The organism is Acinetobacter haemolyticus CIP 64.3 = MTCC 9819, from assembly GCF_000369065.1.
Lineage (GTDB): Bacteria > Pseudomonadota > Gammaproteobacteria > Pseudomonadales > Moraxellaceae > Acinetobacter > Acinetobacter haemolyticus.
In genome coordinates this window covers 261,833-281,888 of the sequence record NZ_KB849800.1, presented here as the reverse complement: position 1 = coordinate 281,888, position 20,056 = coordinate 261,833, and the positions used below count along the sequence as shown (strand labels likewise).

The following is a 20,056-nucleotide window of genomic DNA, read 5'->3' as shown; positions in this document are numbered from 1 at the left end:
CACAGAACACGCAAATGTCATTTCAAGGAGTATAACCATGACATACGAAAATCGTTGGGAAACCGTAGAAGTTAATATTGAAAATGGAATTGCATGGGTTATGTTTAATCGCCCAGAAAAAAAGAATGCCATGAGCCCTACTCTCAACCGTGAAATGATTGATGTGCTTGAGACTCTCGAGCTTGATCAAGATGCTAAAGTTCTGGTACTCACAGGTGCTGGAGACTCTTGGACAGCAGGGATGGATTTGAAAGAATATTTCCGTGAAGTTGATACTCAACCTGAGATTTTTCAAGAACGCATTCGCCGTGACTCATGTCGTTGGCAGTGGCAACTTCTTCGCATGTATTCAAAACCAACCATTGCCATGGTCAACGGCTGGTGTTTTGGAGGCGGTTTCTCACCTTTAGTCGCTTGTGATCTTGCGATTGCAGCAGATGAAGCGACCTTCGGTTTATCTGAAATTAACTGGGGTATCCCACCGGGCAACCTTGTCAGCAAAGCAATGGCTGATACCGTAGGGCATCGCGCATCTTTGTACTACATCATGACGGGTAAAACATTTGGTGGTAAAGATGCTGAAACGATGGGATTAGTGAATAAAAGCGTCCCTCTTGCTGAGCTAAAAGCCGAAGTTACCGAGCTTGCAAATTGCTTACTTGAGAAAAATCCTGTGGTACTTCGAACCGCTAAAAATGGCTTTAAGCGTTGTCGTGAACTGACTTGGGATCAAAACGAAGATTACTTATATGCCAAGCTCGATCAATGTATCCACCGCGATACCGAAAATGGTCGTCAACAAGGCCTGAAACAATTTTTAGATGAAAAATCAATTAAACCTGGTTTACAAAGTTACAAGCGTACTGGTTAACTCTTGATTTTTCTAATGGCAATGTAAGGACACAACCCATGCAAAATGTACAGTTACTTATTCACGGTCAATCTGTTGATGCATCAAATCAGGCAACTTTTGAGCGTATTAGCCCAATTGATGGATCGGTAGCGAGCAAAGCCGCTGCTGCAACATTGGAAGATGTTGATCGTGCAATCGATTCGGCGCAACAAGCTTTCAAAGTATGGTCGAAACTCTCGCCTACTGAACGCCGTTTACGCTTATTAAAAGCAGCCGACTTAATGGATCAAAAGACCGAACAATTCATTCAAATCGGAATGCAAGAAACAGGTTCTACTGCCACATGGTATGGGTTTAACGTTCATCTTGCTGCCAACATGTTACGTGAGGCCGCAGCCATGACCACACAAATTGACGGAAGTCTGATTCCGTCAGATGTGCCGGGCAATCTTGCAATGGGTGTGCGGGTTCCTTGTGGTGTGATTGTAGGAATTGCACCTTGGAACGCCCCTGTCATTTTGGCAACACGTGCGCTTGCTATGCCTTTGGCTTGTGGCAACACCGTTGTATTAAAAGCATCGGAGGCTTGTCCAGCAACCCAACGTTTGATTGGTGAAGTGTTACATGAAGCAGGTTTGGGTGAAGGTGTCGTGAATGTGATTACGCATGCCGCCGAAGATGCACCACAAATTGTGGAGCGTTTAGTGTCTCATCCAGCGGTGAAGCGCATTAATTTTACCGGTTCAACCAAAGTCGGAAAAATTATTGCCGAGACTGCGGCTAAATATTTAAAACCTGTTTTACTTGAATTGGGTGGTAAGGCCCCTGTCGTGGTTTTAAATGACGCAGACATTAATGAAGCCATAAATGCTGTTGCTTTTGGCGCATTCTTTAATCAGGGGCAAATTTGTATGTCGACCGAACGTGTTTTGGTTCAAGACAAAATTGCCGACCAATTTATTGAAAAACTGATTGAAAAAACTCGCTCTATTCGAGCAGGTAATCCAACCTCAAAAGACAATGTACTCGGTGTTTTAGAAAGTCGCCGCGCTGCAAACCGTATTCAGCATTTGTTGGAAGATGCTCAAAACAAAGGTGCTGACTTACCTTTAGGTATTCATATTGAAGACACCACCATGCAACCGACGCTGGTACTCAATATTAAACCTGACATGCTGCTTTACCGCGAAGAATCATTTGGACCTGTATGCACAGTTCAACGTTTTTCAAGCATTGAAGAAGGCGTAGTACTGGCAAATGACAGCGAGTTCGGCCTTTCTTCGGCAGTGTTTAGTCAAAATATTTCACAAGCACTGGAAGTGGCTCAACAAATTGATTCGGGTATTTGTCACATTAACGGCGCAACCGTACATGACGAAGCTCAAATGCCATTTGGTGGAACAAAATCGAGTGGTTACGGACGTTTTGGTAGTAAAGTCTCTGTTGCCGAATTTACCGATTTACGCTGGATTACGATTCAAACTCAATCACGTCATTACCCGATTTAATCGGACTAATGCGGAAAACGACATATTAAATAAAAATTGCATGATGCAAAAAAATAAAGCGCAGTGATGCGCTTTCCATGGAGTGAAAGAAATGCAAATGAATGCCACTCAATCACAAGACCGCGAACGGTTCGTAAAATTAGGGCAACATGATATTCATTATCAGCATAAAGATGACACGCTCTATATCAGCCCAAAAGAGCAATTAAAACTGTATCCACAAAAACTGACAGATCGGTTAATTCATTTTGCCCAAACCAAACCAGACCATATTTTTGCGGCAAAACGCAATGCTCAAGGTGAATGGGTCAAACTGAGTTATGCAGAAGTTCTACAACGTGCATGGCACATTGCTCAAGCATTACATGATCGTAATTTAAGTCAAGAAAGACCACTGGTCATTTTAAGTGGTAATGATCTCGAACATTTAACACTCTCTATGGGTGCCATGCTGGCGGGTGTGCCTTTCTCGGCTATTTCCCCTGCCTACTCTCTTATTTCTCAAGACTTTGGCAAACTTAAACATGTGTTTGAAGTGCTTACACCTGGTATGGTCTATGCCAGCGATGGACAAGCCTTTGCCAAAGCGATTCAGGCATGTATTACGCCTGAGATTGAAGTGGTGACCAATAAAGGGATTGTGGGCGGTCAGATCTGCACATCTTTTCAATCGCTATTAGATACGTCTGTTTCAAACGTTCAAGAGTTTTATCAAACCCTTGATGAAAACCAAATTGCCAAATTCTTATTTACCTCGGGTTCAACCAAATTGCCTAAAGCTGTACCGACCACGCATTTAATGTTGTGCGTAAATCAGCAAATGCTATTGCAGACTTTCCCTGAATTTGAAGAAACCCCACCTGTCCTACTCGACTGGCTGTCTTGGCACCATACTTTTGGCGGCAGTCATAATGTCGGCATCGCACTCTATAACGGCGGTACCATTTACATTGATGACGGCAAACCCGTTGCAGGAAAATTTGACGAAACCATTCGTAACCTCAAAGAAATTTCTCCAACTGTTTATTTAAATGTGCCAAAAGGTTGGGAAGAACTCACCGAAGCGTTAGAAAAAGATGAAGAATTAAGAGACCGCTTTTTTGCCAAAGTTAAAATTCTATTCTTTGCAGGTGCAGCGCTTTCCGAAGCGGGCTGGAACAGACTCGATAAAATTGCTCAGCAACATTGCGGAGAAAAAATTCGCATCATGAGTGGACTGGGCATGACTGAAACTGCTCCTTCTTGCGCTTTTACCACTGGCCCACGCGTGATGGCCGGCTTTATTGGCTACCCTGCTCCAGGTTGTGAAATTAAGCTGGTGCCATGTGGTGACAAACTTGAGTTTTGCGTTCGTGGCAAACATGTCATGAAAGGCTATTGGCGTTTAAAAGCAGACCAACAAAGCACTGTGTTTGATGATGAAGGCTTTTTCCATACTGGTGATGCCGTTCGTTTAGTCGATGTGAATGATCCAACTAAAGGTCTGATGTACGACGGACGAATTGCCGAAGACTTTAAACTCAATACGGGTACTTTTGTCAATGTGGGCACTCTACGCAACAAAGTACTCATTCAAGGTAATTTACTGGTTCAAGATGTTTGTATTACAGGTTCAAACCTAAATGCGGTTGGCTTTTTGATTTTTCCAAAACTAGATGCTTGTGCTCAACAAGCTGGCCTTAAGCTGGGCGAACATTCTGCAGCAGAGATACTACAGCATCCTAAAGTCCAGCAATGGTTCCGCCAATTTTTAACCACCTTTAATAAAGATGCGACCGGTAGCTCAAATACAGTCTCAATGCTTTATTTAATGACCGAGCCACCTCAACTCGATGCAGGTGAAGTGACCGATAAAGGCAACCTCAATCAAGGCAATATTACCAAGCGTCGTGCTGCTTTAATTGATGAACTTTATCAAAAACAGGCCGAAAACCCACTGATTATTCGGGTACCCACCTTAAAGCAATAAGCAATTGAAATAAAAAAGGAAGCTCAAACTTCGGTTTGGGCCTTAGCCTCACTTTTGCCTAAAAAAAGGTTCAACATGCCACACGATACAGAATTTGAACTATTTCGAGACAGCTATCGCAGGTTCTTAAGAGAACAGGTTGCTCCGTATTACGAACAGTGGGAACACGATGGCCTCATCCCGCGTGATCTATGGCTTCGTCTTGGGAAAAATGGCTTTTTGTGCGTCGATGTACCCGAGGAATATGGCGGCTATGGTGCTCCTGTTCATTACTCCCTCATGCTGGTTCAAGAAACGGCTCAAGCGGGCTTTGCATCTTTGGCAGTTGCCATTGGCGGGCAAAATGAGCTGGTCTCTCCTTACCTGCAAAATATTGGAACTGAAGAACAAAAACGTTATTGGCTACCAAAAATGGTGACAGGTGAAGTCGTCACTGCAATTGCCATGACCGAAGCGAATGCGGGTTCAGACTTACAGGCTATACGCACTCAAGCCATTTTAGAAAATGATCATTACCGTATTAATGGTTCAAAAACGTTTATTTCAAATGGTTTGCATGCCGATCTGATCGTTCTGGTGGCGAAAACTGATCCTCAAGCCAAAGCAAAAGGTATTTCAATTTTATTAGTCGATGCCACTTTAGACGGTGTTAAAAAAGGTCGCTCTTTACAAAAAATCGGGCTCCATGCTCAAGATACAGCTGAACTGTTTTTTGATGATGTTTATGTGCCTGCAAGTCAACGTTTAGGTGAAGAAGGACAAGGCTTTGCTTATTTAATGCAAGAGTTACCTCGTGAACGTTTGAGCATTTCTATGATGGCTTTGGGATCAATTTTAGGCGCCATCGAACTCACCAAAGACTATGTACTGGAGCGTAAAGCTTTTGGAGAACCGTTAAGTCAAATGCAAAACACGCGCTTTGTGCTCGCAAACGCGCAAATAAAAGCAAAAGCTGCCCAAGCTTTTGTAGATCAATGCGCCGCACTGTATCAACAACACCAGTTAAGTGTCACTCAAGTTGCCGCATTGAAATGCTTTATTACCGATGCTCAATGTGAAGTGATTGATCAATTACTTCAGCTTTTTGGTGGCTACGGTTATATGCAGGAATATCCGATTTCACGCTTTTTTGTGGATGCGCGGGTACAAAAAATTTATGGAGGAACCAACGAGATTATGAAAGAAATCGTTGCCCGTAAACTACTCGGAAAATAATTCGATTTAGAAGCGAAACAAGGCAGACAGAACAATCAAGTCTGGTTTGAAAACAACAATACTATTTTCAGGAAGAAATACCATGTCGAAATTATGGATCTACTCCACCCTAATGCTTACGAGTTCAGTCTATGCAGGCGACTTCATTGATAACAGTTCAGTAGAACTCACCACACGAAATTTTTATTTCGATCGTGACTATCAAAAAGAGTCAAAATATCCTGCCGCAAAAGATTGGACACAAGGATTTATTCTCAAAGCAAACTCGGGCTACACCGAGGGAACCATTGGTTTTGGGCTAGACATTCTTGCAACAGCAGGCTTTAAACTCGATGCCGATGCCGAACATGCAGGTACAGGCAATTTACTTAGAAATACGGTCACCAATGAACCTGCTGACTCTTACGGGCAAATTGGTGTCACAGCAAAAGCGAAAATGAGCCAAACTGAACTTAAAGTCGGTACCTTAAGACCGATGAACCCTGTTCTAGTTGCCTCACCTGCCCGTTTATTGCCACAGACCTACCGTGGTATCTCAATTGAATCAAAGGATCTTCAAGATTTTGACTTACAAGCGGCTTATATCAATCGGGTCAACCATCGTGATTCCACCGATCATGAAAAAATGAAAATTTCAGGGGTGAATGGACGATTTAAAAGTGCTGAAACTGACGGTCTATATTATTTAGGGGGAAATTATCAATTTAATCCCGCCTTCAAACTCACAGCGTTCTATATGGATGTTGACGATCTTTATAACCAAGTGATGTTTGGGGTTTCACATCAATTCAAAATTAATGACACCACCGATCTTAGTTCGCAATTACGCTATTACCGTAGCCGCGATGATGGACAGGCAAAAGCAGGTTTAGTTGATAATGATCTTTATCATGCGTATTTCGAACTCAAACATCAAAACCATAAATTTATTGTTGGAAGCTTTCAACATCAAGGCGAGACTGCCTTTCCGTATTTGACGGGCGGAGAAACTGGACTACTCATCGATACATGGCCGGGAGAGTTTTTAAACCCAAAAGAGAAAGTCTACAGCTTCCGCTATGAATATGACTTTAAAGATTATGTACCAGGTCTACGTTTTATGACCCGTTACACTACAGGTCACAATATTTATGCACCCAACTTGGGTGGAACCAATCTAAAGGAACGAGAAACAGACTTTGATTTAGGTTACACCGTTCAAAGTGGCTGGTTAAAAAATCTAGGGTTACGCGCGCGCTACGCCATTTATGACAACAATATGCTTTCCACTGCTAACATCAAACCTTCAAATGAAACCCGTTTCAACATTGATTACACATGGAAGTTTAAATAATTCAAAACCAGAGGTTCTGTCATGCATAGAGCCTCTTTTTATTGAGGAAAATTCATCATGAAGCATGGAATCATATTATGGATCAGAAAACTTTAGAACACTTGCCGCCCATCCATCACCATTTAGGCGGACATAATCTGCATTGGAATGACAAAAACAATGAACTCACCATCCATTATACAGCCCTCGAAAGCTTTACCAATCCACGCGGCACCATTGAAGGCGGCATGATCTGCGCCATGCTTGATGACGTGATGGGACTTTTTGCATATCTCGCCAATGATCATAAACCCGCCACCACCATCAACTTAACGATGGATTTTTTAAGACCCTGCGCTGTGGGCGAAGTCATTACAAAATGCCGATTCATCAAACAAGGCAAAACCGTACTGAATCTCGAAAGTGAAGCTTGGCAAAACCACAAAATGATTGCACGAAGTACCGCTAATTTTATGGTTTTAGATTAATTGCAACCATTCATTCAATAAGGATATGAATAAATGAATGACTCTAACAATAAACGAATTTTGACCTACTCCGCTTTAGTACTCGCCATACTTGGTGCTTTGGCAGGCTGTGAAAGTGATAGTGATGACACATCAACGCACTCAACAATCAAGCCACCGCAGCTGTCCCCAGCTGTGGGTGCAAAAATAACAGGAAGCTGTTCAGACTTACTCGGATTTCAGTACAACAATACGGTCATTAGCTCAGCTACGCGTCAAGAGGAAGGTACATTGACTGTCGCCAACAAACCGATTGGTGCTCATTGCTTGGTCCAAGGTTATATGGATCAACGGGTAAGCCGTGTCGATGGACAAACCTATCAAATTGGTTTTGAAATGCGTCTACCTGTTGATTGGAATGGCCGTTTTCTCTATCAAGGCAATGGTGGAACTGATGGTAATCTTGTGCCTGCAACGGGTCAGGTTGGCAGCGGTGGTCCACTCACCAATGCGCTACATGATGGTTTCGCAGTTATTTCTTCCGACGCTGGACATAATGCCTCACAAAATCCAATGTTTGGTTTAGATCCAGAAGCAAGAATTAACTACGGCTACGGTGCGATTACCAAGCTTACACCTATGGCAAAAAATCTAATTAAAACAGCATATGGTAAATTTCCAGACCGCTCCTATGCAGGCGGTACATCTAATGGCGGGCGTCATGCCATGATTGCCGCAACTCGTTTAGGCGATCAATATGATGGAATTTTAGCAAGCACACCGGGTTTTCATTTACCTCGTGCAGCCGCAGCTCAACTCTATACAGCGCAGCAGCTTCGTCGTGTTGCAACAGATGAAAATGACCTAAGTACCGCTCTTACCTTTTTAGAGCGCAAAGTATTAGCAAAAGCAATTTTAGATCGATGCGATGCCTTAGACGGTGTTGCAGATGGCTTGGTTCAAGATGTCGAGGCTTGCCGTACGGCTTTTGATATTCACAAAGATGTACCCGTTTGCTCAAGCACACGAGATGGTACTTGTTTAAGTACCGAACAAATTGATGTATTCGCCAATATTTACCGTGGTCCTATAAATTCGGCCGGACAAGCCCTCTATGCAACCCAGCCTTTCGACCCCGGTTTAGTCGACAGTAACTGGGCAAGCTGGAAATTTGAATCTTCGGTGGGAACAGCGCGTGACCCAGTTGCCGTCGGTATTATTTTTCAGGTTCCACCAAACCCAACTGTGACTCAAAACTCTAGACAATTTGCTTTCAATTATAATTTTGATACCGACTATCCAAAACTATCGGCAATCAATGAGGTGTACACTGAAAGTGCGATGTCATTCATGATGCCACCCGATGAACTTAATCTGGATAAACTCCGAAATCACGGTGGAAAAATGATTGTGGTGCAAGGCACAGCAGACGGTGTTTTCTCTGTGGATGACACCCAAAATTGGTACGATCAACTACTCCAACGCTATAAAAATAATGCAAAAGGTACAGCACATGAATTTGCACGTTTCTTTAGAATTCCGGGCATGAACCATACCCGTGATGGCATAGCGACGGACCAATTTGATGCATTGACGGCTTTAGTCAACTGGGTTGAATATGGCCAAGCACCTGACAAAATTATTGCGACTGCACGCGGCACAGGTAACCCAAGTGGTCAAGTGAATACTGAACTTCCGCCAGACTGGGCACCTGATCGTACTCGTCCACTTTGTCCTTACCCACTGATTGCTCGCTACAATGGTCAAGGTGATAGCGAAAAAGCCGAAAACTTTAGTTGTAAACCATAAAACTGATTTAAGTTTTAGTCTTGAATAAAAAATATAAAGAGAGTGTGAATGCTCTCTTTATAGCTTAATAACTACCCTACTGGCTGAAGATGATTCAAAGGTTTAATTTCGTACGGCAAGCCGACATAATTTTCTGCCAACGTGGTCTGTCCTGCCTGAGAAGTTAATATGTAGCTTAATTCAGCCTGTTTAATTTTATGGTCGAACTCACTTTCGGTTTCAAAACGATGCAATAGATGGGTCATCCACCAAGAAAATCGTTCTGCTTTCCACACTCGTTGCAAACATTTTTCAGAGTATTCATTGATCCCTTGCTCCGAACCTTCATGATAATACTCGACCAATGCACTCGATAAATAAGCAATATCTGAAGCAGCCAGATTTAATCCTTTAGCGCCGGTAGGAGGTACAATGTGTGCAGCATCGCCGGCTAAGAAAAGTTGGCCAAAACGCATTGGTTCTGTCACAAAACTACGTAATGGTGCAATACTTTTCTCAATGGATATACCAGTCACTAGCTTTTCACGACTTACAGGATCTAAACGGCGTTTCAACTCTTCCCAAAATCGCTCATCAGACCAATCCTCAACATGATCTGTCAGTGGTACTTGTAAGTAGTAACGGCTACGTGTTTCAGAACGCATACTACACAAAGCAAAACCGCGTTCAGATTGCACATATATCAGCTCATCCGCAACTGGGGGTACATCGGCTAAAACGCCCAGCCAGCCAAATGGATACACTTTTTCAAAGGTCTTAATTTTATCTACTGGCACACTGGCACGACAAACACCATGATAGCCATCACAACCTGCAATGAAGTCACATTCTATTTGATAGTCTTTTCCGTGGTAATGGAACGTGACTTTAGGTTCATTGTAGAAGTCATCAACTTGTACTTGTTCCGCCTCATAAAATGAGGTTAATTCAGCATGTTCACGTGCTTGCATTAAATCTTTGGTCACTTCTGTTTGACCATAGACCGTGACTTGTTTTCCCTCAGTCAATGAAGACAAATCAACACGATGTTTTTTTCCATTGGTTAAAATCTCAATACCTGAGTGTGGTAATCCTTTTGTCTTTAAGTTCTGATCGACACCAGCTTGTTCTAATAAATCAACAGATACTTGCTCTAAAATACCTGCACGAATACGAGATGCAACATACTCAGCACTGCGCTGTTCAATGATCACATGATCAATACCCGCTTTATATAAAAGCTGTCCAAGTAATAAACCCGCAGGTCCAGAACCAATAATTGCAACTTTCGTTTTAACGATTTCCATAACCACATCCTTGCAAATTCCTTAGCTTTTAAATTACTGCTTGCGTGGTACGACATCTATATATGAAAATCAAAATTAACCGCATATCATTATGTATGTCCGATATTCGGACAAAACTGATCTAGAACAAGGAAGTTCAAATGCCTCACCCAGATGATTATTTGCAGCATCCCTATTTAAATGAACAAATTCGGCAAGAAGACTACATTGCAGGTTTAGGTAAAGGACTAAGTTTATTAGAAGCTTTTGGTGTAGACCGCCAACGCTTAAATGTCACACAGGTCGCTGAACGTACAGGGATTAGCCGTACAGCAGCAAGACGGTATTTGAAGACGTTAAAATATCTTGGCTATTTAGAAACTGATGAGCATTATTACTGGCTTACGCATCGAGTCTTACGCTTTTCAAGTTCATATTTAAGCTCCGCACATTTACCCAAAATTACTCAGTCTTTTCTAAATCTCTTATGTGCACAAACAACACTCACTTTTTCCATCGTTGTTTTGGATGAAAATGAGGTTGTTCCCATCGCACGTAGTTATTTACCTCAGCAAGATAATCTCAGAGTCAGCCCATTTGGAATGCATCTTGGTCATCGTTTGCCCGCACATGCCACATCGACAGGTAAGGTTTTATTAGCAGCTTTATCACAAGAACAGCAAAAACTTTGGATACAGAAACATGGATTAAAACGTTTAACTGCATTCACAGAAACAAATGAAACTGCATTCTTGGAACGTTTACAACACATTGCAAGCTCAGATTATTGTTTGTCCAAAGAAGAACATGAGCTCGGCGTGATCGCGATTGCTGTCCCTGTTCTCAATGCTCAAGGTCAAGCAATTGCAGCATTAAACTGCATGTCACAGACCAATCGCGTCCAAGAAGATTATTTAATTCAACACGTCCTCCCGCTATTGCATAACACGGCGAATGAGTTGAGAAGTATTGTTTAGATTACGGAAAAGAGATCATTTTCCCCAAAAAAATGACCTCCACTTCGGAGGCCACTTCTATTTAAAAAAGGGATTAGAAGGTTACCCGACGATAATGACGATATTCAGGTGTCCAGAAGTTATCATCGATCACCGTCTTGAGTAGATCATTACTCATCGGAACAGCCAAGCCATCTGCCATCGCTGCTTTTGCTACTTTAAAGGCGATAAACTTTGAAACCTGTTGAATATCATTGATATTTGGCAACAAATCAGCTGCTGGATTTTTCAATCGAGGAGAACAATCTGCCAGAGCGGTACTGGCTGCCATTAACATTGAGTCACTAATATGTGTCGCTCCACAAGCGAGCACACCCAGTCCAATCCCAGGGAAAATATATGAGTTATTGCATTGTGCAATCGAATAAGGTTTGCCTTCATAATGCACGGGAGCAAACGGACTACCTGTTGCTACAATCGCTGAACCTTGTGTCCATTCAATGATATCTTTAGGTTGCGCCTCAACTTGGGAGGTTGGATTCGACAATGGCAAGATAATTGGATGCTTATAATATTTAGCTAAAGTCTTAATCACTTCTTCGCTAAATAATCCAGCCTGTCCAGATACGCCAATCAAAATGCTCGGTTTGGCATTCTTCACCACATCCAACAAGGCAATATTGTCACTCAACCCTTCCCATGATTGAATCGCAGCGACTGGGGTTGCCAATTTTTTCTGGAAATCTAATAAATTTGCTTGTTGGTCAGTCATTAAACCAAAGCGATCCACCATGAAGATACGTGAACGCGCCTCATGATCGCTTAAGCCTTCATCGATCATTTGTCGTACAATATGCTCAGCAATACCACAACCTGCTGAACCTGCACCGACAAAGGTAATAGTCTGATCTTTAAGTTGTTTACCTTGTGCACGTGAAGCTGCAATCAGTGTCGCAACGGTGACTGCTGCCGTACCTTGAATATCGTCATTAAAGCAACAAATCCTGTCACGATACTGATTAAGTAAAGGCATCGCATTATGTTGCGCAAAATCTTCAAACTGGATAAGCACATTAGGCCAGCGTTTACGAATTGCAGAAATAATTTTTTCTACAAACTGGTAATATTCCTCACCTGTAATCCGCGGACTCTTCAACCCCATATAAATCGGATCATTTAATAATGCTTGGTTATTGGTTCCCACATCAATAGTGATCGGCAATGTATAGGCAGGACTAATCCCACCACATGCTGTATATAGCGACAGCTTTCCAATCGGAATCCCCATACCGCCGATCCCTTGATCCCCCAAACCGAGAATACGCTCACCATCCGTGATCACGATAACTTTAACATTACGCTTATTCACATTATGGATAATTTGATCGATATACTCTTTCTCACCATAAGAAATAAAAATACCGCGATGACGACGATAAATATCAGAGAAGCGTTGACAAGCCTCACCTACAGTAGGGGTATAGATAATGGGCAACATTTCATCTAAATGCTGACTTAATAAATTATAAAAAAGCGTTTCGTTGGTATCTTGGATGTTTCTTAAATAAATATGCTTATTTAAGTCACTACCAAAAGATAAATACTGCTGATACGAACGCTGTGTCTGTTCTTCAATATTTTCAATATTGTTAGGGATCAAACCATGTAAATTGAATCGTTCACGTTCGTCTTCAGTAAAAGCAGAACCTTTATTTAACAAAGGTAATTCTAAAAGCGCGTTTCCAGCATAAGGGATATACAAAGGTTTTTTGATTTTAATTGGATTTACTGTCATACCGTACTCGTTCACTTCACCGTCAAATATCTAATCTTCATTGCTCAAGTCCATCCATCACTGAACTTTGGCCTTGTAATAATTTACACTAATCAAGCTCTGAAACTGTATTTATCTGGTTGTATATAAAATGCATCATTATTTAGAGGCTAAATAGTATGACAAAATAAAGACTGAAATGAGGTTACAATGATACAAGAGCCCCATACTCAAAGTACGCATACGTTAAAATCTTATCTCACGTATACGTACTTCAGTATAATGGTGTCATTTAAGACAATTTATCCTTATAAAAGAAATAGTAACTTGCATAACATGCAATGATGAATAATAGACAGCAGACAAAACCAACTTGCATTGATGGATCAGCCACCATACTCAAGCAGGTAATCACGCAGAATACGCCACCTAAAATCGGTGTCAAAGGAAACAATGGCGCAGCAAATTTCAGATCCTTAACGGTTTTACCTGATTTGATCCATTGTCTACGGAAGTTAAACTGGCTAACACAAATCGTAATCCACACCACTACCATGGTAAATGCAGCGACACCCAACAAGTTCTTAAAAATCGTTTCTGGTGCGAAATGCTCTGATAATAGTCCAGGAATTGCACCAAACATGGTGACTACAATCGCAATAATCGGTGTACCCGAAGCAGTGAGCGTAGAAAACACTTTAGGTAATTGTTTTTGAATGGAGAGCGACCACATCATACGAGATGCTGCAAATAACCCTGAGTTTGCTGCAGAGAGTAATGCGGTAATAATCACAAAACGAATAATATCTTCTGCATACGGAATCCCAATAAAATTAAATACCGTCACAAATGGGCTGCTACTAATACCACTGGCATTGAGACCGGCCATTTCAAATGGAAGTAAGGCACAAATCACCACAATCGTACCCACAAAGAAAATCAGTAAGCGCCAAATCGCAGCATTGATTGCTTTCGGTACAGTTTTGGCTGGATCTTCTGCTTCACCTGCAGCCACACCAATCAACTCAGTGCCGGAAAAGGCAAAATTAACGATCAGCATCGTGGCAAAAATTGGGAAAATACCTTGAGGGAACCAACCATGTTCTGTCAATTTACTAAACAATGGCGCTGATTCATGACCTTGATAAGGAATAAAACCAAAGATCGCCACAAGCCCTAAACCAATAAAGCAAATAATCGTCAACACTTTAACAAGTGATAACCAAAACTCTGACTCAGCAAAAAAACGAGTCGAACTCACATTGAGAGAAAAAACTAAACCTGCAAATATTAATGTCCATATCCACATCGAAACCGAAGGAAACCATTCCTGCATAAGCAATGCCGCGGCAGTAAATTCTGTACCGAGGGTGGCTGTCCACGTTAGCCAATACAACCAAGTCACCATATAGCCCGTACCTGGACCAATATAGGTACGAGCGTATTCACCAAAAGCCCCAGAAACAGGCATGTGTACAGCCAACTCTCCGAGACATAACATCACCATATAGGCAATAACACCACCGAGTAAGTAAGCTAAAACAGCCCCAAACGGCCCAGCTTGAGAAATGACATCTCCCGATCCAAGAAACAGTCCTGTTCCAATCGCGCCACCTAATGAGAGCATCACCAAATGACGCTTGGTCATAGCTCGTTTTAATGGTTGTCCAACCACCACACCAGATGATGAAACATTCGATTGCTGAGATGACTCTTGCTGGGGTGCATAGTCCCCACTCAAGACATCTCCTGTCAGAAATGTCTTCTCATTGTTATTACTCATACACAATTACTCCAATTGTATTCTTATGACAACTTGTCCTTGCTGTTTCGATTTTTAAAAAAGATGATTGAGAGAATCCTTCATTTTTCAATAATTTGTTTCTACTGAATATCCATATTCAAACTCCATGTACATCGTTTCCTTGAACCGCTTTAAATATTAAGACTGGTTTTATCTACATCATTTCCTTGAGGATGAGCCCTGCCCTTAATCCTATTTTCACATTCGGATTTGGAAACAAAATCCAAACCTGCTGATCATGTGCAATATAATTTCCAACCGCTTGCGTCGCGATTACATCGCCTTTTTGAAAGGTAGAAAAATTAGGGGCAGCTGCATCGAGCTGTAGTTGGAAGTTTTCACTTTGCTTTAAAATTGAATCCACAACTTTAAATTGGCGAATGGTTGTTTTTTGTCGTGTAGGTAAAACTCCACCTGTAATTACAGCGCGAAGCACTTGATCAATCGCTGAAAACTCAGCTAAGTTATTTTGACCAAATGGCTTGGCCTTACCCAACTCCAAAGTACTGCTCGCGGCCTGAAAATGCGTAGCGGTAAAATGTGTGAAGGTTTTACCCACAGCATTGTGATAGACCAAAGCATCAAGATCGGCAGCATTGAGACTTTCAATCAGAAAATCATCGTAAGGTTGCGTTTGATAAGGAAATAAAGCAAAGACAGGAAGTAATGAAGCTCGAATTGCCGTATGCAAATCATAATGATAGCGTTGGGCATCAACATTGCTTTGTTGAAAAAATTGCGTTGTGACTTGCTCTAGCAGTGCAGCCCGTTGGGTTTCATCATCCATCGTTAATTGCTGATAAGCACCACAAAACATGCGGTTCATATCATTTTCCAAATAACGCACACCTTTGCGAATCGCTTGTGTATTGCCAAAAACAAAAAGTACCCGCTCTACTAAACGCAAACGACATGCAAACAAGTCTTGAATCATCTTTGCAAGTAATTCAATGGGCGCCGTTTCATTCCCATGCACACCAGCAGACAGTATGATGGCTTTGTTATAGTGTGTTTTAGGCGTGCAGACCAACACCCCTTCACCTAGCCATTGCCAAGTAAATTCAGCTGTTTCACCTTGAGTGTGTTCAGGTGTTTGCTGCGCAAGAGTCAACTCTAGTAGATCAACCATATGCCATCACTCCCTCGTTTAACCACCTCAAATCCAATGCCATTGTGAGCATTCGGATTTGAGGAAAATCCATATTAATCTTTTAACTACGAAGATTAGCGTTGAAAGTGATAAACAGACCCTAAACCTAAAATTTTGGTTAATTCATCTAATGCTGTACGACTCTCAATCAACAAACTTGGATCTGCTAAATCATCCTGCGTTAATTCATCACGATAATGTTGATCTACCCATTGATTGAGTGTTTTAAACAGGTCGTCATTCATAAATAAATTTGGATTAACTGCTGCTAACTCTTTTTGATTGACCGCAACACGTAAACGCAAACATGCTGGTCCACCGCCATTACGCATACTTTCACGCAGATCAAACACCTTGATGTCATCAATAGGCGTGCCCATCTGAATCATGTCATTCAAATAGCTCCAAACCGCTTTGTTTTGACGGGACTCTTCAGGCACAACGATACTCATCCCACCATCTGCGCGTGTCAAAATTTGGCTATTGAATAAATATGTCGCAACAGCATCCTCAACAGTCACACGGTTTTCAGGGACTTCGATCGAGATAAATTCTTGCTCAATCCCTGCCATTTTCTGGCGAATTTCATCCAAGGCTTGTGTTTGATTCAAAAACGCATGTTGATGATGGAAAAGTACCTGTTGGTTGCTGACCGCAATCACATCGTTATGAAATACACCTTGATCAATCACGTCAGGATTCTGTTGAATAAATACCGTCCGTTTTGCATCTAAACGATGTAAACGTGCAATCGCCTCACTCGCTTCACGGGTTTGACGGGCAGGGAATTTCTTCGGTGCAACCGTACCACCGAGTTGTTGCTGTCCGTAAACAAAAACTTGAACGCCAGCTTGCTCATATCCACCGCCTAGACGGTTATGATTGGCTGCACCCTCATCACCAAATAGTGCTGCATCTGGTAAGGCTTCATGATGCGCGAAATATATATCATTATCGAACATCGCTTTAAGAATTCGCGTTGTCGTATGATGCTCAATTGAGCGATGGAACTTATTATTTAGATTTGCGGCTGTAAAATGTACACGTCCATCCGCGCTATCAGCCGATGGTGACACGGTGCATGAGTTTGCAGTCCACATAGAAGATGCTGAACTGAGTGAAGATAACAATGCAGGTGCTGTTCGCATTGCTTGTGCAATCACCTCAATATCACTACCAGTAAAACCTAAACGGCGTAAGGTTGGAACATGTGGACGCTCTTGTGGTGCAAACACCCCTTGCTTAAGCCCTAAATCCGCAAGGGCTTTCATTTTCTTTAAGCCTTGCTTGGCAGCTAATTTCGGATTCGATGCGTTATTGCGATTTTTGGTCGATGCAACATTACCAAAAGATAAGCCTGCATAGTGGTGGGTTGGTCCAACTAAACCATCAAAATTGATTTCATAACCTGACATTTTTTTCTCCCTATCGTCACGGCACGATTGAACTTAGAGCACAATGCCCGGTGATAATTTTGAAGGTAGTGTGACATGATCACTTTCCAGTGAAGCCATCGGCCACGCACTATAATCTGCTGCATAAAATGCACTTGCACGATGGTTACCAGATGCACCAACACCGCCAAATGGTGCAGCACTAGAAGCACCCGTTAATGGTTTATTCCAGTTCACGATGCCAGCGCGTGCTTCGATCAGCACACGATCAAATAACTCTCGATCAGGTGAAACCAAACCAACAGCCAAACCAAAACGTGTGTTATTCGCTATTTTGAGTGCTTCATCAAAATCGTGATAACGATAGATCGTTGTCAATGGACCAAAGTATTCATCATCTGGGATTGCATTTACCTCGCTCACATCTAAGATGCCAGCGGTAAGTAATGAAATGTCAGCTTGAGGACGGATCATTTCAAGTAATGGCTTTGCTCCCAAAGCAATCAGTTTGCTTTGTGCTGCCATCATCTGATCTGCTGCATGCGCTGAGATTACCCCACCCATAAATGGTTGTGGTTCTGCATCCCAAGCACCGATCACTAAGTTTTTTGCGACTTCAACAAAACGTTGAATGAATGCATCACCATTGGCACCATGTTTTACAATAATGCGGCGTGCACAGGTACAACGCTGTCCCGCAGACACGAAAGCAGATTGAATGGCTAGATTCACCACTGCATCAATATCCGTTGCTTCATCAATGATTAAGGCATTATTTCCGCCCATCTCAAGGGCTAGAATTTTTTCAGGTGCACCTGCCATTTGTTTATGCAAGTGATAGCCTGTGTTGGCGCTACCTGTAAACAGTAAACCGTCAATTTGCTCAGCAGCAGCTAATGCCTCACCTGTAGCGCGACCACCTTGTACGAGGTTGAGCACACCCTTTGGTAATCCAGCCTGTTGCCACAATTTTGCAGTTTCTTCTGCTGTCCATGGCGTAAGTTCACTTGGCTTAAATACCACCGTATTACCCGCAATTAATGCAGGCACGATATGACCATTCGGTAGATGCCCGGGGAAATTATAGGGACCAAATACAGCGAGTACCCCATGAGGGCGATGACGCAATGATGCGATGCCATCTGGCATTTCAGTTTCACTAAAACCCGTACGTTGATGATAAGCACGAATTGAAATCGCGACTTTCCCAATCATCGATTGGACTTCAGTCAAGGTTTCCCAAAGTGGTTTACTGGTTTCTTGACTAATCACTTGAGCCAGTTGATTTTTATTTTGTTCAAGTAAACTTGCAAAACGTTCAATAATAGCAATGCGTTGCTCTAATCCAAGTCGTGCCCATGCAGGGAAAGCGTCTCTTGCTGCCGCACACGCTGTATCAACATCAACAACATTGGCTTCGTGACCCGCCCAAATCTGTTGATTGCTCACAGGATTGGTTTTAATAAAGCTTGCACCTTTTCCCTGTACCCAAGCACCATTGATTAATAATGCACCTTGTGACATTAGTGATTCTCCATTTTATCTAATGCTAAAACTCGTACTTCGTCCTGTTCGCTAACATGGAGTACTTGAGCTTGTGCAGATGTGATCATTAAGGTATCGCCATCACAGACTTTGTTATTGATCAACAACACGCAGTAATTTTTGTATTGGTCATTTGCGACCAAATAGTGTGTATCAGTCGTTTCAATTTGCTCAGTGATTTTGACTGTGAGTAAACGACTTTCTTTGACTGCACGTAGATCGGCAGTATTGGCCTCTAAGGTTGGCCCCGCATCAAAAATATCGACATAGCCTTGATATTGAAGCCCTTCTGACATCAATACTTTCGCAGCAGGAAGGGTTTGAGGATGAACTTCCGCAATGACTGCACGAGCTTCAGCCGGTAATAAATCCACATACACTGGAAATCTTGGCATTAACTCAGCAATAAAAACTTTTTGTCCAATGCCACTCAAATAATCTGCAGTCGCAAAATCCATATTAAAGAAGTGATATCCCAAAGCATTCCAAAATGGTGAATATCCATTTTGATCAGAATAACCACGCATCTCCGCAATCAATCTTGCTTTAAAATGTGACTGAAATGCGGCAATAAATAGAAAACGAACCTTAGAAAGAAACTTACCGTTTTGATTTTTTCGATAATCAGGATCAAGGAATAACGTACACAGCTCACTACAACCCGTATGATCATTACTTAAAAAGAGCGTGTCTAAGGCCTTATATACATTTAAGGTTTTCGAAGCATGCACCTGTGTTGCCACACGGAAGTTATAGAATGGTTCGTTTAAACCCACCGCAACTTCAATCGCACTCACCCCCACAATTTTTTGTAGACTGGTGTCCTCAAGTACAAATAAATAGCTCTCGTCTGACTTCTCAGCTAAGCCAGCCAAGGTATTGGCTGTTCGTGTAATACGTTCAGCCAAGATTTCTTTATTTCGAGGTAAGGAGGTCAGACCAATGCCTGTCTCTCCTGCTCGTTGCGCTAAACGATAAATATCATCTAAGTCCCGATGCGCTGCATGTCTAACAATCATCATAGTTAGATGCTCT

Annotated in this window: 15 protein-coding genes; 8 read left to right on the top strand and 7 right to left on the bottom strand. The window is 42.1% G+C overall.

The window, feature by feature from the left end; translation table 11 throughout:
* Positions 1–31: 31 nt before the first annotated feature.
* The 7 genes from F927_RS04035 to F927_RS04005 all read left to right on the top strand — a co-directional run bounded on the left by F927_RS04035 (position 32) and on the right by F927_RS04005 (position 9,133).
* Positions 32–871 (top strand): p-hydroxycinnamoyl CoA hydratase/lyase, encoded by an 840-nt coding sequence (locus F927_RS04035; RefSeq protein ID WP_171057148.1) that lies wholly within the window; start codon positions 32–34, stop codon positions 869–871.
* A 38-nt stretch (positions 872–909) separates the two neighbouring features.
* Positions 910–2,361: an aldehyde dehydrogenase gene (locus F927_RS04030; RefSeq protein WP_005081689.1), complete on the top strand. Its 1,452-nt coding sequence runs from the start codon at positions 910–912 to the stop codon at positions 2,359–2,361.
* 82 nt (positions 2,362–2,443) lie between these two features.
* Entirely contained in the window at positions 2,444–4,330 is a 1,887-nt protein-coding gene (locus tag F927_RS04025; RefSeq protein ID WP_171057144.1) for a feruloyl-CoA synthase, read from the top strand.
* Between the two features lie 75 nt (positions 4,331–4,405).
* Positions 4,406–5,545 carry an acyl-CoA dehydrogenase family protein gene (locus F927_RS04020; protein ID WP_005081682.1) on the top strand — a complete coding sequence of 380 codons (1,140 nt, stop codon included), beginning with the start codon at positions 4,406–4,408 and terminating at the stop codon, positions 5,543–5,545.
* Positions 5,546–5,627: 82 nt separating this feature from the next.
* Positions 5,628–6,878, top strand: a complete 1,251-nt coding sequence (locus F927_RS04015; protein WP_005081681.1) for an OprD family porin — start codon at positions 5,628–5,630, stop codon at positions 6,876–6,878.
* A 77-nt stretch (positions 6,879–6,955) separates the two neighbouring features.
* Positions 6,956–7,345, top strand: a complete 390-nt coding sequence (locus F927_RS04010; protein ID WP_004638280.1) for a PaaI family thioesterase — start codon at positions 6,956–6,958, stop codon at positions 7,343–7,345.
* A 33-nt stretch (positions 7,346–7,378) separates the two neighbouring features.
* The gene (locus F927_RS04005; RefSeq protein ID WP_005081678.1) at positions 7,379–9,133 is read left to right on the top strand and encodes a tannase/feruloyl esterase family alpha/beta hydrolase; all 1,755 of its coding nucleotides are present in this window, start codon (positions 7,379–7,381) and stop codon (positions 9,131–9,133) included.
* Between the two features lie 71 nt (positions 9,134–9,204).
* Here F927_RS04005 and pobA read toward each other — a convergent pair whose 3' ends face one another.
* Positions 9,205–10,419 (bottom strand): 4-hydroxybenzoate 3-monooxygenase, encoded by a 1,215-nt coding sequence (gene pobA / locus F927_RS04000; protein WP_005081677.1) that lies wholly within the window; start codon positions 10,417–10,419, stop codon positions 9,205–9,207.
* Positions 10,420–10,559: 140 nt separating this feature from the next.
* On the opposite strand from pobA, the gene F927_RS03995 reads away from it, so the two are divergent.
* Complete coding sequence (locus F927_RS03995; protein ID WP_005081675.1) at positions 10,560–11,375, top strand: IclR family transcriptional regulator domain-containing protein; 816 nt, start codon at positions 10,560–10,562, stop codon at positions 11,373–11,375.
* Positions 11,376–11,448: 73 nt separating this feature from the next.
* Here F927_RS03995 and F927_RS03990 read toward each other — a convergent pair whose 3' ends face one another.
* The 6 genes from F927_RS03990 to astA all read right to left on the bottom strand — a co-directional run bounded on the left by F927_RS03990 (position 11,449) and on the right by astA (position 20,043).
* The gene (locus F927_RS03990; RefSeq protein WP_005081673.1) at positions 11,449–13,149 is read right to left on the bottom strand and encodes an NAD-dependent malic enzyme; all 1,701 of its coding nucleotides are present in this window, start codon (positions 13,147–13,149) and stop codon (positions 11,449–11,451) included.
* A gap of 271 nt (positions 13,150–13,420) precedes the next feature.
* Entirely contained in the window at positions 13,421–14,911 is a 1,491-nt protein-coding gene (locus F927_RS03985) for an amino acid permease (RefSeq protein WP_005081671.1), read from the bottom strand.
* A 175-nt stretch (positions 14,912–15,086) separates the two neighbouring features.
* Positions 15,087–16,061 carry a succinylglutamate desuccinylase gene (gene astE / locus F927_RS03980; RefSeq protein ID WP_005081669.1) on the bottom strand — a complete coding sequence of 325 codons (975 nt, stop codon included), beginning with the start codon at positions 16,059–16,061 and terminating at the stop codon, positions 15,087–15,089.
* A 95-nt stretch (positions 16,062–16,156) separates the two neighbouring features.
* The gene (gene astB / locus F927_RS03975; protein ID WP_004638272.1) at positions 16,157–17,497 is read right to left on the bottom strand and encodes an N-succinylarginine dihydrolase; all 1,341 of its coding nucleotides are present in this window, start codon (positions 17,495–17,497) and stop codon (positions 16,157–16,159) included.
* Between the two features lie 33 nt (positions 17,498–17,530).
* A complete protein-coding gene (astD, locus tag F927_RS03970) occupies positions 17,531–19,000 on the bottom strand; it encodes a succinylglutamate-semialdehyde dehydrogenase (RefSeq protein WP_005081666.1) in 1,470 nt (489 codons plus the stop codon).
* Positions 19,000–20,043 (bottom strand): arginine N-succinyltransferase, encoded by a 1,044-nt coding sequence (gene astA / locus F927_RS03965; protein ID WP_005081663.1) that lies wholly within the window; start codon positions 20,041–20,043, stop codon positions 19,000–19,002. Before astA ends, astD begins: the two co-directional genes overlap by 1 nt.
* Between the last annotated feature and the right edge of the window lie 13 nt (positions 20,044–20,056).